Source organism: Amycolatopsis pithecellobii, from assembly GCF_009707865.1.
Lineage (GTDB): Bacteria > Actinomycetota > Actinomycetes > Mycobacteriales > Pseudonocardiaceae > Amycolatopsis_E > Amycolatopsis_E pithecellobii.
In genome coordinates this window covers 13,522-28,283 of record NZ_WMBA01000068.1, presented here as the reverse complement: position 1 = coordinate 28,283, position 14,762 = coordinate 13,522, and the positions used below count along the sequence as shown (strand labels likewise).

The window sequence follows — 14,762 nt, the reverse complement described above, 5'->3', positions numbered from 1 at the left end:
CTGACTACCCGGCCCACCGGCCCGGAAACTGCGAGAGGAGCCCGGGCCCCCCGACAGCGCCCGGGCTCCTCAGCCCCGCTAGCGTTTACCCGACATCGCGCCGGCGGAAACCCATCAATCCGAAAATGAGCGTGACCAGCGCGATTCCCGTCAGCCACAGCATCGGCGTCGCGGTGAGGGACGCACTCGGCAGCTTCGGTACGTGCGTGAACGGCGAGATGTCCAGCACCGGCTGCGGCAGCCGCAACACCGGCCCGTACAGCGCGAGCGCCAGCGAAAGCGACGCCACCGACCAGCTCACGTTCGCGTACTTCGGCAGGAAACCGAACAGCAGCACGGAAATCCCGGCGACGACCCACACCGCGGGCAGTTGCGCGAACGTCGCGCCGAGCACCGCCGGGAGCTCGCCGCTGACGTCGTGGACGCGCAAACCGTGCAGCAGCCCCGCGAACGTCCCGGCGACGGCGAGCAGCAACGCGCTGCCGAGCAACGAGAACACGAGATGGCTCGCCGCCCACCGCAGCCGACCGACGCCCGTGGCGAGCAACGGTTCGAGCCGGAACGCCGTCTCTTCGCTGCGCATCCGCAGGTTCGCCTGCACCGCGAACACCGCGGCGATCATCCCGAAAATGCCCGCGATGGCCGCGATATAGGCATTGACCAGACCGGATGCGCCACCCAGCCGCTCGAACGACTCGCGCACCTGCGCGCTGTCCCCGACCAGCCCGCCGATTCCGCTGGCGAGCGCGCCGAACAGCGCACCGGCGAACGCGAATCCGGCGGCCCACCCAGTCAGCAGGCCGCGATGCAACCGCCACGCCAGCGCGAGCGGCGACCGCAGTCGCGCCGAACCGGCTGCCGGGCCCGGACGTGCCGGGAAGACGCTCAGCCCGACATCCCGCCGGGGCAGCAACCAGTAGGCGACCGCACCGAGCACGACGGCCGTCGCGAGCGGCAACAGCACTACCCACCAGCGTTCACCCGCGAACGACCGCAGCTGCGCCGGCCATCCGAGCGGCGAAAGCCAGGACAGCCAGCCGATGTCCTTGGCCGAATCGCCGACCCCGCGCAGCAGGAACGCGACGCCGAGCACCGCGCACGCCAGGCCGTTGGCCGTCCGCGAATACTCGACAAGCTGGCCGGTGATGGCCGAAACCCCGCTGAACACCCAGCCGGTGAGCACGACGCCGAGACCGAACGCGACACTGCCGGCCGCGGGCAAGCCCGCCGCGAGCAGAGCCGCCGTCGCGATCAACCCCGTCGCGAACGCGGCCAGACCCGACTCGGCGAGTGCCGCGGTGAGCGCGGCGTACCGGCCGGTCACCCCGGAGGACAGCAATTCCTGCCTGCCGGTTTCCTCCTCCTGCCTGGTGTGCCGGGTGACGGTGAAGATGCAGGCCAGCGCGATGAACAGGGCAAGGAACGTGCTGAACCGCCAAGCCGTGAAACCGCCCGCCGTGGACAGGTCGAACGCCGGACCGTACAGCAGCGCCACCGACGGGTTGCCGCTCGCACCCGCGGTGAGCGAGGCCCGGCTGGCGGCGTCGGGATAGAACTGCGCGTAGCTCCCGGCCGCGGCGGCCGGCACGATCCCGATGAGCACCACCCAGATCGGCACCACGACGCGGTCGCGCCGCAGCGCCAGCCGGGTCAGCTGCCAGGTGCCCGCGAACGGGTTCATCGCACGCCTGCTTCGGTCTGGTAGTGGCGCAGGAACAGTTCCTCCAGTGTCGGCGGTTGGCTGGTGAGGCTGCGCACGCCGACTTCGGTCAGCTGCCGCAACACCTTGTCCAGCGAATGCGTCTCGACGTCGAACCGCACCCGGTTGCCCTCGACGGTCAGGTCGTGCACGTCCGCCAGTGTCGCCAGCCCGTTGGGCTGTCCGGCGAGTTCGGCGGTGATCGAGGTCCGGGTCAGGTGTCGCAGGTCCGCCAGCGTGCCGGTCTCGACGGTGCGCCCGGCGCGGATGATGCTCACGCGATCGCACAGGGCTTCGACCTCGGCGAGGATGTGGCTGGAGAGCAGGACTGTGCGGCCCTGTTCGCGTTCCTCCCGGATCGCGTCCTGGAAAGTCGCCTCCATCAACGGATCGAGGCCCGAGGTCGGTTCGTCGAGCACCAGAAGGTCCACAGTGGACGCGAGCGCCGCGACGATGGCGACTTTCTGCCGGTTGCCCTTGGAGTACGTGCGGCCCTTCTTCCTCGGGTCGAGGTCGAAGCGGTCGATGAGGTCCTTGCGCCGCCGGGGGTCGAGCCCGCCGCGCAACCGCCCGAGCAGATCGATGACTTCGCCGCCGGAGAGGTTGGGCCAGAGGTTCACGTCCCCGGGGACGTAGGCGAGGCGACGGTGCAGCGTCGCGGCGTCACGCCACGGGTCACCGCCGAGCAGTCGTGCCCGGCCGGCGTCGGCGCGCAGCAGCCCGAGCAGTACGCGCACGGTGGTCGATTTGCCGGACCCGTTGGGGCCGAGGAATCCGTGCACCTCTCCGGTGGCGACCTCCAGATCGAGGCCGTCGAGGGCCTTCGTCGACCCGAACGACTTGTGCAGCCCGGAGATGGAGATGGCGTTGTCCATGTCCGGGAAGCTACACTTGTTTCACAAACTTGTGAAGTTAGAAAAATGAGTGAAGGCTGTCGGGTGATGCGAGAGGATGACCGGATGCCGACCGACCCCGCCGTGCGCTTGGACGAGGCCGCACTGCAGTTCGTGGAAAAGTTCGGGCTCGCGTTGACCGAAGCGGGCATGCCGCGCATGCCGTCCCGGGTGTTCGCGGCGACGCTCGCGAGTCCCGAAGGTCACCTCACCGCGCGTCAAGTGGCCGAGGTGCTGCGGATCAGCCCGGCCGCGGTGTCCGGCGCGGTGCGCTACCTCGTGCAGATCGGGCTGGTGCAGCGCTCGCGCCGCCCCGGCGAACGGCATGACATCTTCGTGGTCCGCAGCGACTACTGGTACGAGATGGTCAGCAACCAGGACAAGCGGTATCAGGACCTGCTCGGCACGCTTGCCGCCGGGATCGAAGCGGTCGGGCCGGACAGTCCGGCGGGCGGACGGCTCCAGGAGACGCACGACTTCTTCGCGTTCCTCGCCGATGAGATGCCCAAGATCGTCGAGCGCTGGCGGGCCCGGCGGTCGCCTAAAGAAGGGGCTTGACCAGGCTCTTGGCGAGCGTGTCGAGCGGCGGCGCCGGCTCGCCTTCGAAGGAGAGCAGGAACGCCTGCTGGAAGCACGCGCCGAGGAGCAGAGTGGCCATCGCGTCCGGGTCGGCGGCCCGCGGCAGACGGCCGAGCCGCTGCTCCGCACGCAGATAGCGGCTCAGCGCCCGGTGCGGATTGCGTGGACCGCTGTCCCGCTCGCGCATCGCGTCCCGATGCGCGGTGAGCAGCTCGCGTGTGGAGAACAATGACGCCGAGATCGGGAAGCTCTCCAGGTAGTGGTCGAGCGCGGCGCGGGCGATCTTGGCGAGGTTTGCCCGTACCGTGCCCTTTCCCGCTTCGAGCTCACCGAGCACGGTGCTGAATGCGGGCAGCTGCTCGGACAGCACGCCGAGGAAGATCTCGGTCTTGTCGGTGAAGTGCTTGTACAGCGCGGCTTCCGAGTAACCGGCCGCGCGGGCGATCTCCTTGGTCGTCGCCCGGGCGTAGCCCCGCTCACGCATGATCCGCCGCGCGGCCGCGAGGATCTCGTCCCGTGTGCCCAATCCTGAGCCCTTTCTCAGCCGTCGCTTGACGGTGGGTGAATACTCACTAACCATAGCTGGTGAGTGAACACTAACCAGGAGGGGATCATGAAGCTCACGGTTTTCGGCGCGACCGGCGGAACCGGCACCGAGGTGGTGCGCAAGGGGCTCGCGCTCGGGTATCAGGTGACGGCCGTCGTCCGTGACCCGGCGCGGCTGGACGTACCGGCGCACGAGCGGCTGGAAGTCGTCACGGCGAACGTGTTCGTGCCGAACGAGATCGTGCCCGCGGTGAGCGGGAGCGAATTGGTGGTGTCCGCGCTCGGGCCGCACGGTCGCGGACCCACCACGATCTGCCGCGACGGCACCGCGAGCATCATGTCCGCAATGGACACCGCGGGCGTCCGGCGGCTGGTGGTGGTCAGCAACAGTGGAATGCACACCGAAGGTGACGGCGTCTTCACGCGCCGGATCGTCAAGCCGATCCTGATCCGCGTACTGCGCGACGGCTATGCGGACATGGCGGCGATGGAAGACCAGGTGGCCGCGAGCGGTCTGGAATGGACGATCGTCCGCCCGCCACGGTTGACCACCGGCCCGCACACCGGCCGGATCACCAGCAGCGTCGGCCGCAATGTCCGCGGCAGCTTCTCGATCTCCCGCGCCGACCTCGCCGATTACGTCCTGCGCACGGCCGGCGACAGTGCGCTGATCCGCCAAGCCGTCTCAGTCGCCAAGGCCTGATTCCAGCAGTCCTTTCAGGACACGGAGGTCCTTGAGCACCGCCTCGGCGTCGGCGGCGAACGCGGCGTCGTCCATGTCCGGCAAGCGGAACACGGTGAACAGCACCTCGGTGCCCGCTCCGTTGTGTACGGTCCGCATCGGCACATACACATTCTGTCCATCAGGCAGGTGCACGGTGTGATCGAGGACGCCGAACTCGTTGGGTGGCGTAGTCGTCAGCTCCGCGGTCGCGTCCATTCCGGACGCCCACCGCGAGAAATTGTCCGGCTCCGCAAGGAAACGGTAGACCTCGGCGTAGGGCCGGTCGATGCTGATGCTGATGGTCCGCGCGGTCATGGTCATACCGCAGTGTGCCCGGACCGGTGGCGGTACCGCTTGTACGAATCGGACGACACCGCCAGTAGGTGATCTCTAGGCTGAACGGGTGAAAGTTCGGCGTCCGACCAGCGGGTTACAAAAAGATCCTGCCGGTGTGTATCTGGGACACCCGCTACCGCGTCATAGGAGCGGTAGCCGGACACGCCCCCCGATGGAGGACGCATGAGCTCCGAACGCTCTTGCGAGGAAGAAATCGCGGAAATCCGCGATTCCCTTGCCACGCTTGGGGATCCGTGGCAAGCGGGGGAGACCTTGCTGAGCAGGCTGGGGGGCCGCTCGCGTGCGGTGCGGCTGGGGGTGCCGGCCCCGAGTGCGGCCGCGGTCGAAGCCAGGGCAGATCTGCCAGGGCGGATGGCCGAGGCCGCGCTCGGGACCGCCGGGCAGAAGTGCACCGCACTGCGCGCGCCGACGTCCGAGCTACCGCGGGCGTTCGATCTGCGGCGAACGTGCGACGGCGACTACACGACGCCCGTGAAGGACCAGGGGGAGCGCGGTTCGTGCACCGCGTTCGGGGTCATCGCCGTGCTGGAGGGGACGGCGGCGTACACCCGGCGGGCCGCGCGGCTGGATCTGGACCTGTCCGAAGCGCACCTCTACTTCGGACAGGCCACCCAGAAGCAGTTGAGCGGGGAGGACGGCACGTGGCCGGACGACCTGCTGGGCGACTGCATGTCGAACGGGGTCACGTTCGAGGATTACTGGCCCTACCACGACAACGGTGCCGGTTCCCTGAACCCGAACTGGCACAACCGCGTCGTGCACGCGGAGAACATGGTCGACCTGACCCGGGATCCGGCGGGCATCAAGCACCACATCTACGGATACGGGCCAGTCACCACGTGCATGGTGGTCTACGAGGACTTTTTCCACTACACGGGCGGCGTTTACCGGCACACCACGGAGGAGACGAAGGGGGGCCACTGTGTCGCGCTCGTCGGCTGGGACGACGACCAGGGTTGCTGGATCGCGAAGAACTCATGGGGCACCGGCTGGGGAGAGGACGGCTACTTCCGGATTGCGTACGGCGAGTCGTACATAGAGGACTATCCGGAGGAGCGGCCGACCACGATCGGCTGCACGGGCACCACCTTGCGCGCGTGGCTATCGCCACAACGCGCGCTCGGCCTGTTCGCGTCGGCGCAGGAGGCGCGCGGATGGGCTTTTCTGGAGGACCTGGGGTGGACCAGGCTCTCCGCAGGGGCAAGTGGGGCGAACCAGTTCGCGCTGCTCGCCGACGCGCGGGCGGGCGGGCATCCCGTCGTCCCGTACGTAGTGAACGACGAGTTATTAATGGTCCAGACCACTTACTGATTCGCGCAGCAGGGGAGCAGCAGCGATGACCACCAGCGAGACGCAGAACCCGGCCACCGGCCCTGACGACGAGCCCGAACCCACCCACCTCGACACTCCGGACGGCGCGTGGGACCCGAACAAGCCACCCCCTGGTGCACCGACTGGTGCCTGGGACCCGAACAAACCGCCGCCCGGGGCACCGACTGGTGCGTGGGACCCCAACACCCCGCCGCCCACGGGCGCGTGGGATCCGAACACTCCACCGCCGACTGGTGCCTGGGATCCGAATACCCCGCCGCCGACCGGCGCGTGGGATCCCAACACGCCACCGCCGGCTGGTGCCTGGGATCCGAACACCCCACCGCCCACCGGCGCGTGGGACCCGAATACCCCACCGCCCACCGGCGCCTGGGATCCCAACACGCCACCGAGGCCCGCGCCGCACACCGCCAACGGCACGGTGCAGGCCACCGGCCTGTGGATCCGCAACCGGCTGATCACGCAGCTGTGGTCCTCGAGCGTGCGCCCCGGCGTGTGGGCGTTCATCGCGGGCTTGGGCTGGAAGCAGCTCGCCGCGGTCGAAACCGGCCGCAGCCCGCTCACCGGGCTCGCGGTACTGGCGAAGGCGAACGGGCTGACCGTCTCCTTCCACGAAAATGCGTACGGCCAGATCGACCAGTTACTGGTGTGATGTCCAGCTAGTGGTGGCCGGCAGCCGAGGGGGCCGCCGGCCACCACTGATCCCGTGGTCGTCCAAGACGGGGGGACGACTACAGGGGGAGCCGGCCGGTGTCGACGTTCGCCGACACCGGCCGGCGCATATCTGGCGGAAAGGCCTACGTCGAATGGGTGATGTTTGTATCTGGTGGCGGATAGGTTCCTCTCTTCCGACGTAAGCGGGATACTGCGTTCGGTTGGTGGGGAGAATCCACGGAGAGCGGGGCGATTTGGGGTGACGGGCGTCCACACCGCCGAAGCGGACCCTCCTTGGGAGGGGCTGCGCGGCCCCGAGCTGTTCGAAGCGTGCCTGCATGCCGCCCGCGAAGGGGACAAACGCGGCCTGGACCGCTTGGTCGCCGAGCTGACGCCGCTGGTGTGGAATGTCGCGCGTGGCCAGGGGCTGGACCGGCACACGGCCGAGGACGTCGTGCAGACGGTGTGGCTCGCTTTGCTCAGTCATCTGGACCAGCTCCGGGAACCCAAGGCGCTTGCGGGCTGGCTCGTCACCACGGCCCGCCACGAGGCGCAACGTGCGAACGGCCGGAAGCAGGCGCCCGTCCCGTTGACCGACGAAATGGCCGAGACCGTGCTCAGCACGCTGCCCGGACCCGAGGCCGAGGCATTGCGCACCGAACGGGACCGCCGGATCTGGGTTGCCTTCGGCAAGCTTCCGCAGCGGTGCCAGGAACTGTTGCGGCTCACGGTGCTTTCCGGACGCGCGGAGTACCGGGTTGTCGCTGAGGCATTGCGGATGCCGCGGGGCAGTATCGGGCCCAACCGTGGCCGCTGCCTGAAGACGATGCGCGAAATGCTGGACAGCGAAGGGGGCAGCGCATGAACGAGATCCAGGTGCCGGGGAGGGCGCACCCCGACGACGACGCGTTGCTGGCTGATCTCGGCCGCGTGCTGGCGGCCTGCGATTCACCGCCGGCCGGCCTCGTCGAACGGGTCCAGTTCGCACTGGAGCTGGAGAATCTCGACGTCGAGGTGGCCCGCTGGGAGCGGGCGGGGCAGCTCGCCGGGGTCCGCAGCACCGTTGACCAGGGTACGATCACCTTCACGGTCAGCGATCTGACCGTGATGATCAACCTGACCAGGGTGGGCCAGCGGCACCGGATCGACGGCTGGCTCGTCCCGGCCGGTGAGCACGGGGTCGAGGTCCGGGTCGCCGGGCATGGTTCGGAGTCCACGGTGTGTGACGAGGGTGGGCGATTCGTGCTGGACAACGTGCCACGCGGGACCACACAGATCGTGATCTCCGTCGGGGGCGCGGCGAGCAACCGCACCGTGGTGACCCCGGCCGTGGTGCTGTGAGCTCACCGCCTGTATGCCTGAGTGGCGCGGTGTGCTCAGATAGGTGGTGTGGCAGGCTCCCGCGAACTCGAGCGCGTTCTCGCACGTGCCGCGCGCCTGCATGCCAGGGCCGCTGACGCGTCCGGGAACCTCCACAACGTGGAGGCCGTCCGGCTGCTGAACCGGGCGCTGAAACTCCTGGATTCCCTGGGCGGATGCGTCGAACCCGAATGGGTGCGGCTGCGCGCCCGCGTGCTCATCAGCTTGGCGATGGCCGAAGCCGAGGTCGGCTCGGCGACCACTGGTCTAGGCCACCTGGACGACGCCGCCGCGTTGCCGAAGCTGCTGCCGGAAAGCGCCGCGCCGCACCTACTCAGTGCGCTCATCGGCGCGCAGCGTGCCCTTGTGCTCACCCGGATCGGGCGGTTCACCGAAGCCCTCACGCTGTTCGACGAGATCATTCCGGTGCTCGCCTACGACGCCGAGGAGAACGCGCTTCCGTTGGCACGCAACGTGATGAACCGCGCATTGGTCCACATGAGCCTCAACAACCCGGACGCGGCGTTGTCCGATCTGCGGCACTGTATAGCTCTTGCCGAACGGCACGGCCTGACCCGGATCGAAGGCAAGGCGCGGCACAACTTCGGCGACCAGTCCCAGTTGGTCGGGGACATCCCGGCGGCACTGAACTACTACGAGCAGGCGGCGCGGATCTACCACGCGGAGAGCCCGGGCTGGCTGCCGCGGTTGCGGTTGGACCAGGGGCGCGCGTTGCTCACCGCCGGGCTCGCCGAAGAAGCGGCGCGGCAGCTGGACGATGCGCTGCCGGAACTGCGGCGCAACCGCGCGATCCAGGATGTCGCCGAGGCGGAGGTGGCGCGTGCCGCCGCCGCGATTCTCGACGGCGATTTCCCGCTCGCGCGGCGCCTCGCCGCCGCCGCGCATCGCCGGTTTCTCCGGCGCGGCAACGAAAGATGGGCCGAGGTCGCCGCGCTCGCCGAGCTGCGCGCGAACGCGACAGCGGTACTGGACGCCGGTCGTCGGCCGCCGGCACGGCTGTCCACGCAGCTCACCGAGCACGCGGTGCGGTTGGCGGAACTGGGGTTGCGCGACGAAGCGTCGGTGGCGCGGCTGCTCGCGGTGCGGCTTCTGCTGCGGCGTGGCGCCGTCGACGCCGCAGAGGAGCTACTGGCCCGGATTCCGAGGCCGCGCCAGACCACCCCGATCGACCACGTGATGCTGCTACGGCTGTGTCGCGCGGAACTCGCTGTGGCACAAGGGAATTCGCGTGCCGCGTTGGCGCAGGCGCGGGCGGGGTTCGCTGAGCTGAGCCGGGTGCGCGACCGGATGGGTGGACTGGACCTCGTGTGTGGCACGGCGGTGCACGGGCAGGAGCTCGGCCGTCTCGCGGTCGGGTTGGTACTTGATCGTGCGCGCGGAAATGCCGGTGCCAGAAGGGTTTTCGCGTGGCAGGAGCGTACCCGGGCGCAGGTTTACCGGTATGAGCCGCTGCCGGAGATCGCCGATCCGGTGCTGGCGCGGCTGATCACGGAGATGCGGCACGTGCAGCGCATCGCCCAGCAGAACCGGATCGACGGCAAGCCGGTGTCCACATTGGAGCAACGCTATGTCCGGCTGCAACGGGAGGCGAGCCGGCTCGGCTGGTACACGAGCCCGTGGGGTCGCCCGCGCCCGGTCGCGACCCCGGACGAGGTGACCGCAGCGCTCGGCGATCGGGTACTGGTGAGTCTCACCCGGTACGGCGACCGGCTGTCCGCGCTCGTCGTGCGTGATGGCCGGTTCCGGCTGGTTTCCCTTGGGCCACTTGACGAGACGGTCGAGGTCACCAGGCAGCTGCATGCGGATCTGAACGTGCTGGCGCCCGACCACCTGCCGGCTCCATTGGTCGTCGCGGTGACCCAGTCCGCGGAAAAACGCGCGAAGTTGCTCGACCGGTTGCTGGTGGCTCCGCTCGCGGATGCGATCGGGGACCGGGAGCTGGTGATCGTGCCGTTCGGGCCGCTGTATGCCTTGCCTTGGTCGGCTTTGCCGTCCCTGCGCGGACGTCCGGTGTCGATCGCCCCGTCGGCGACCGCGTGGTGCGGCGCGGCCACGCAAGGTGAGCCGGAGCCAGTGGTGCTCGTCGGCGGGCCGGGTGTGCCGGGCGCGATCGGCGAGGTGCGGGAACTGTGTTCGGTGTACCCGCAGGCCACCCTGGTCGACGGCCCGGATGCGACGAGCTCGACGGTACTGTCCGCATTGGACGGTTCGGGGCTTGCGCATCTGGTCGCGCACGGCGCGCACGAGCCGGCGAACGCGTTGTTCTCCCGGCTGGACCTGGTGGACGGCCCGCTGTTCGCGCACGAGACCACGCGACTGCGGCGGCCGCCGGAGCGTGTCGTGCTCGCTGCGTGTGAGCTGGCGATGAGTCACGTCCGGCCGGGCGAGGAGGCGCTGGGTTTCGCGGGTGCGCTGCTGGCGGGCGGGTCGAGGACGATCGTCGGTGCGGTTTCGCGCGTCGGTGACCAGGCGGCTGCCGAGACGATGACGGACCTGCATCGCCTGCTGGCAAAGGGCACGTCTCCGGCGCTGGCATTGGCGGAGGCGACGGCCGCCGACCCGTTGCGACGGCCTTTCCTGTGCCTCGGCGCGGGTTAGCCGCGCTCGGCGGCGCGCACCAGTTGAGCGGAAATGATCGTGATCGCGCCGGACAGGAAATGGCGGATGAATGGGCCCGTGTGGGGAAAGCGCTCGCGGAACGAACCGCGCCAGCGTAGGTCGGTGCCGCCTGTGAGGGTAGGAGTGAAGGTCACTTCGCCGCGGTAATCGAGGACGGGTGCCAGGCGGGCGAAGGTGTAGACGTGGCGACGGTCCTGTTCGTACTCGATCGTTTCCTCATACATGAGCACGGGAAACAGCCCGACGCGGCGGATCGCACCGACGCCGCCGACCGGGTCGGCCCACCGTTCCCAGCGGGAGCGAAGCGGTTTCGCCCAGTCCGACCAGCGCGCCCCGTCGGTCTCGAGCCGGAACAACACCCCCGGCGGCGCGGAACTGGTGCGTTTGACCTCGAATGAGAACGTCCTCGTCGGCATCGGCCCATTCTCAGGCAGGTGCTGTCGCGGTGCGAGAGCGGCCAATCCGGTGTTCGATGGACAGATGGGCATCAACTTCGATGAAATCAAGAAGAAGGCGCAGCACGCGCTGGACCAGAACGCTGACAAAATCGAGCAGGGCATCGACAAGGCCAGCGGCTTCGCGAAGTCACGGCTGGGCCAGCACGCCGACAAGATCGACAACGTGAGCAACAAGGCCAAGGATTTCCTGCACAAATCCCAAGGCGGCGACCAAGGCCCGTCATCCCCCGGCGGCCCGGGCTCGCAGTAGGCGCCATTCCACCGGCTCGGCTGATCGTGTGCCGGGGCGGTTCAGCCGACCTCGCCGATGGCGGTGTCATCGGCGACGGCGGTGATGCGGCCACCACGCTCGCCGAGGGCGCGCAGGCCCTCGCGCGCGTCGGGCGCGCTCAGGTTCACCCGCACCCCGGTCGGCGTGACGTCGCGGGCCTCCGCAAGCGCTTGCGCACCCTTGTGTCCGGCATTGATCGTCGCCGCCAGCCCGCCTGTCGAGGCTAGTGAGCCGCGCATCGCGCCGAGCCGGCCGAGTGCCTCGTCGAGCACGGGCAGCAGCGCCTCGCGGTTGCCTTCGGTCATCCCCCGCACCAGCTCCGGCCGCGTGCCCGCCACCCGCGTCCCATCGGCGTACGAGCCGGCGGCGAGCGCCATGGGAACCGGCCCGCCGTCGGCACCGACCGCGGCGAGCACCGCCGCCAGCAGATGCGGCAGGTGCGAGATCCGCGCGACCGCCTCGTCATGCGTTTTCGCGGTCAGCGGCACGACGTGCGCGCCGACGTCCAGGGCCAGCCGCGCGACTTCCGCCCACGCCGCCAGCTCCGTGTCCTCCTCGACGCACGCGACCCACGCCGCGCCGCCGAACAGGGCCGCGTTCCCCGCGCGCCAGCCCGACTCCGCCGTGCCTGCCATCGGGTGCCCGCCGACAAATCGTGTTTGCGGCGCGAGCCTGCGCACCGACGTCAGCACCGACGACTTGACGCTCGCGACGTCGGTCAGCAGGCAGCGCGGCGCGACCGACCCGACCTTGCGCAGCACGTCATCGATCACCGTGAGCGGTACGGCGAGCACGACGAGCGCGTCCTGCTCACCCGCTCGCCGCAGGGCCGCTTCCACGTCGGCAGACACGTCGAAGCCTTCGGCCGCGGCCGCGGTCACGTCGGCTTCCGATGCCGTCGCGCCCCAGGTCACGCGCCCCACCGCGGAAGCCGCGCGCAGCAGCGAGCCGCCGATCAACCCCAGTCCGATCACGCATACGTCTCGCACGGGGCGTCATCCTGCCAGTGATCGCCGTGGGGTACGCAACGCGTCCAGCGCGTACGCCGTGTACATCGCGACGCCCACTGGGAAAGCGCTTTCATCGTGCAGTACCCGGTTGGAGTGGTTCGCCGCGGCTTCGTCAGGATCGGTGCCGGGCGGGCAGGCCCCGAGAAACGCGAAGGCGCCCTGAACCCGTTGCAGCACATAGGAAAAGTCCTCGCCACCCATGATCGGTGCCGGCATCGGTGCCGACCGTTCCGCGCCCAGTACCTCGCGGCCGAGCTCGAGCACCCGGTCCGCCTCCACCGGGTCGTTCACGGTCACCGGATAGCCGGGTTCGATGTCGAGCTGGACGCGGCAGCCGTGCGCCGCGCCGATGGCCTCGCACACCTTCGGCAGCTCCTCGCGCACCAGCGCCCTGGTGCGTTCGGACAGGGTCCGGAAGGTGCCTTCCAGCTCAGCCGTCTCCGGGATGATGTTGGTCGTGGTACCACCCGCGATCCGGGTCACCGACAGCACGGCGGGGTCGAACGCGCTGACCCGGCGGGTGATCATCGTCTGCAGCGCGCCGACCATCGCCGCCGCGGCCGGGATCGGGTCGATCGCGTGGTGCGGGGCGGAACCGTGGCCGCCTTTCCCGATGACGCGCACGAAGAAGTTGTCCGTCGACGCCATGATCGGTCCCTGCCGGGTCTCCAGCCGGCCGGAGGCGATATTCGCCGAAACGTGCAGCCCGAACGCGCGTTCGACACGTTCGCCCGCCGCGTCCAGCACCCCTTCGTGGATCATGTGCCGCGCGCCGTGGAACCCCTCCTCGCCGGGTTGGAACATGAACACGACGGACCCGGCGAGCTCGTCCACGTGCGCGGCGAGCAAGCGGGCGGCGGAGGCGAGCATCGCGACGTGGGCGTCGTGACCACAGGCGTGCATGGTGCCCGCTTCGAGTGAAGCGAACTCAAGGCCGGTGTCCTCCTGGAGTGGGAGCGCGTCCATGTCTCCGCGCAGCAGCACGGACGGTCCTGGCTGTGTGCCGCGCAGGACGGCGGTGACCGAAGTCGTGGACTTGCCGAGCCGGATCTCCAGCGGCAGATCGGCGAGCGCGCGCTGGATAGCCGCCTGGGTGCGCGGCAGATGGAGGCCACGTTCGGGGTGACGGTGGATGTCGCGCCGCAACTCGACGGTGGTCGCCTGCAGCGCCTGCGCCTCGGCGAGTAGCCCGGCGAACCGGGCGTCGGGCAGCGAGGGCAGGTCGGTCGGTCCGGTCATGGGTCGATACTGACCCATCCTCGTCCCGGGCAGGTATACGGTGTGCGCATGTCGGTGAAGGAGCCGGTCGCGGGGTTCGCCGTGGCTGTTGTCCGTGAGGACGGCAGATGGCGGTGCAGCGCGTTGGAACCCGATGCGCTGACCAACCTGGATGCGGCGATCACCGCACTGGGGAAGCTGCGTTCGACGGGTGCGGTGTTCGCGCTGCTGGCGGTGGACGACGAGTTCTTCGTGATCGTCCGGCCCAGCCCGCGCGGTCCGTCGTTGTTGTTGTCGGACGCGACGGCGGCGCTGGACTATGACATCGCCGCGGATGTGCTCGACGTGCTGCGGGTCGACTTCCCGGATGATGCGGAGGAGTCGATCTGGCCGGAGGGCGACCTGGAGATCCTGGCGGATGTCGGTTTGCCCGCGCCGGAGCTCGAGGTGATCGCGGGTGAGGTCGACCTGTATCCGGACGAGCAGATGCAGATGATCGCGCAACGATGCGGGTTCGCGGACGAGTTCGGCGCGCTGCTCGACGAGATCTGATGGACGCCGACCTGGTGCGCGCCGCACTGGCCGCGGCCAGGGAAGCGGGCCCGGACGTGCCGATCGGTGCCGCCGTGTTCGGGCCGGGCGGTGACTTGCTGGCGTCTGCGCACAACGCCCGCGAGGAACTTGGGGACCCGACAGCGCATGCGGAGGTGCTGGCGCTGCGCAAGGCCGCCCGCGTGCACGGCGACGGCTGGCGGTTGACCGGGTGCACGCTCGCCGTGACGGTCGAACCGTGCACGATGTGCGCCGGCGCGCTGGTACTCGCGCGGATCTCGCGGGTGGTTTTCGGCGCGTGGGAGCCGCGGACGGGTGCGGTCGGTTCGCTGTGGGACGTCGTGCGGGACCGGCGGCTGAACCACCGGCCGGAGGTGGTCGGCGGGGTGCTGGAACAGGAGTGCGCTGCCCTGATGGCGGCGTTCTTCGCAGGCCGGCGGGGCGATGGCTCTGCGTGAAAGCCGGTGCAG

17 protein-coding genes are annotated in these 14,762 nt (G+C 69.5%); 10 read left to right on the top strand and 7 right to left on the bottom strand.

Annotated elements, in window-relative coordinates:
- Positions 1 to 85: 85 nt before the first annotated feature.
- Both GKO32_RS31410 and GKO32_RS31405 read right to left on the bottom strand, forming a co-directional pair.
- Complete coding sequence (locus GKO32_RS31410; RefSeq protein WP_154760536.1) at positions 86 to 1,681, bottom strand: ABC transporter permease; 1,596 nt, start codon at positions 1,679 to 1,681, stop codon at positions 86 to 88.
- Positions 1,678 to 2,574 carry an ABC transporter ATP-binding protein gene (locus GKO32_RS31405; protein ID WP_154760535.1) on the bottom strand — a complete coding sequence of 299 codons (897 nt, stop codon included), beginning with the start codon at positions 2,572 to 2,574 and terminating at the stop codon, positions 1,678 to 1,680. Before GKO32_RS31405 ends, GKO32_RS31410 begins: the two co-directional genes overlap by 4 nt.
- 84 nt (positions 2,575 to 2,658) lie before the next feature.
- Between GKO32_RS31405 and GKO32_RS31400 the strand changes: the two genes are divergently transcribed.
- The gene (locus GKO32_RS31400) at positions 2,659 to 3,150 is read left to right on the top strand and encodes a GbsR/MarR family transcriptional regulator (RefSeq protein ID WP_154760534.1); all 492 of its coding nucleotides are present in this window, start codon (positions 2,659 to 2,661) and stop codon (positions 3,148 to 3,150) included.
- On the opposite strand, the gene GKO32_RS31395 is transcribed toward GKO32_RS31400, so the two are convergent.
- Positions 3,134 to 3,697: a TetR/AcrR family transcriptional regulator gene (locus tag GKO32_RS31395; RefSeq protein WP_154760533.1), complete on the bottom strand. Its 564-nt coding sequence runs from the start codon at positions 3,695 to 3,697 to the stop codon at positions 3,134 to 3,136. The two genes, GKO32_RS31400 and GKO32_RS31395, sit on opposite strands and share 17 nt — an antisense overlap.
- Positions 3,698 to 3,784: 87 nt before the next feature.
- Here GKO32_RS31395 and GKO32_RS31390 point away from each other — a divergent pair, with 87 nt between their 5' ends.
- Complete coding sequence (locus tag GKO32_RS31390; protein ID WP_154760532.1) at positions 3,785 to 4,420, top strand: NAD(P)-dependent oxidoreductase; 636 nt, start codon at positions 3,785 to 3,787, stop codon at positions 4,418 to 4,420.
- Here GKO32_RS31390 and GKO32_RS31385 read toward each other — a convergent pair.
- The gene (locus GKO32_RS31385; protein WP_208024602.1) at positions 4,403 to 4,756 is read right to left on the bottom strand and encodes an SRPBCC family protein; all 354 of its coding nucleotides are present in this window, start codon (positions 4,754 to 4,756) and stop codon (positions 4,403 to 4,405) included. The two genes, GKO32_RS31390 and GKO32_RS31385, sit on opposite strands and share 18 nt — an antisense overlap.
- Before the next feature lie 204 nt (positions 4,757 to 4,960).
- On the opposite strand from GKO32_RS31385, the gene GKO32_RS31380 reads away from it, so the two are divergent.
- The 5 genes from GKO32_RS31380 (at position 4,961) to GKO32_RS31360 (ending at position 10,762) form a co-directional block, all read left to right on the top strand.
- Positions 4,961 to 6,109 carry a C1 family peptidase gene (locus GKO32_RS31380; protein ID WP_154760530.1) on the top strand — a complete coding sequence of 383 codons (1,149 nt, stop codon included), beginning with the start codon at positions 4,961 to 4,963 and terminating at the stop codon, positions 6,107 to 6,109.
- Between the two features lie 25 nt (positions 6,110 to 6,134).
- Positions 6,135 to 6,782, top strand: coding sequence for a hypothetical protein (locus tag GKO32_RS31375; RefSeq protein WP_154760529.1), 648 nt, complete (start codon positions 6,135 to 6,137; stop codon positions 6,780 to 6,782).
- Positions 6,783 to 7,043: 261 nt separating this feature from the next.
- Positions 7,044 to 7,649 carry an RNA polymerase sigma factor gene (locus GKO32_RS31370; protein WP_312868881.1) on the top strand — a complete coding sequence of 202 codons (606 nt, stop codon included), beginning with the start codon at positions 7,044 to 7,046 and terminating at the stop codon, positions 7,647 to 7,649.
- Positions 7,646 to 8,125 (top strand): carboxypeptidase regulatory-like domain-containing protein, encoded by a 480-nt coding sequence (locus GKO32_RS31365; RefSeq protein WP_154760528.1) that lies wholly within the window; start codon positions 7,646 to 7,648, stop codon positions 8,123 to 8,125. The genes GKO32_RS31370 and GKO32_RS31365 overlap by 4 nt, the downstream gene beginning before the upstream one ends.
- 249 nt (positions 8,126 to 8,374) lie before the next feature.
- Positions 8,375 to 10,762 (top strand): CHAT domain-containing protein, encoded by a 2,388-nt coding sequence (locus GKO32_RS31360; protein ID WP_246245008.1) that lies wholly within the window; start codon positions 8,375 to 8,377, stop codon positions 10,760 to 10,762.
- Here GKO32_RS31360 and GKO32_RS31355 read toward each other — a convergent pair.
- Positions 10,759 to 11,199: an SRPBCC family protein gene (locus GKO32_RS31355; protein ID WP_154760527.1), complete on the bottom strand. Its 441-nt coding sequence runs from the start codon at positions 11,197 to 11,199 to the stop codon at positions 10,759 to 10,761. The genes GKO32_RS31360 and GKO32_RS31355 overlap by 4 nt on opposite strands.
- 64 nt (positions 11,200 to 11,263) lie before the next feature.
- On the opposite strand from GKO32_RS31355, the gene GKO32_RS31350 reads away from it, so the two are divergent.
- A complete protein-coding gene (locus GKO32_RS31350; RefSeq protein ID WP_154760526.1) occupies positions 11,264 to 11,491 on the top strand; it encodes an antitoxin in 228 nt (75 codons plus the stop codon).
- A gap of 41 nt (positions 11,492 to 11,532) precedes the next feature.
- On the opposite strand, the gene GKO32_RS31345 is transcribed toward GKO32_RS31350, so the two are convergent.
- Entirely contained in the window at positions 11,533 to 12,486 is a 954-nt protein-coding gene (locus GKO32_RS31345) for a prephenate dehydrogenase (RefSeq protein ID WP_312868883.1), read from the bottom strand.
- A 21-nt stretch (positions 12,487 to 12,507) separates the two neighbouring features.
- Positions 12,508 to 13,761, bottom strand: coding sequence for a M20 metallopeptidase family protein (locus tag GKO32_RS31340; protein ID WP_154760525.1), 1,254 nt, complete (start codon positions 13,759 to 13,761; stop codon positions 12,508 to 12,510).
- A 48-nt stretch (positions 13,762 to 13,809) separates the two neighbouring features.
- Here GKO32_RS31340 and GKO32_RS31335 point away from each other — a divergent pair, with 48 nt between their 5' ends.
- Positions 13,810 to 14,292, top strand: coding sequence for a tRNA adenosine deaminase-associated protein (locus GKO32_RS31335; protein ID WP_154760524.1), 483 nt, complete (start codon positions 13,810 to 13,812; stop codon positions 14,290 to 14,292).
- The gene (locus GKO32_RS31330; RefSeq protein ID WP_154760523.1) at positions 14,292 to 14,750 is read left to right on the top strand and encodes a nucleoside deaminase; all 459 of its coding nucleotides are present in this window, start codon (positions 14,292 to 14,294) and stop codon (positions 14,748 to 14,750) included. Before GKO32_RS31335 ends, GKO32_RS31330 begins: the two co-directional genes overlap by 1 nt.
- The last annotated feature ends 12 nt before the right edge of the window (positions 14,751 to 14,762 follow it).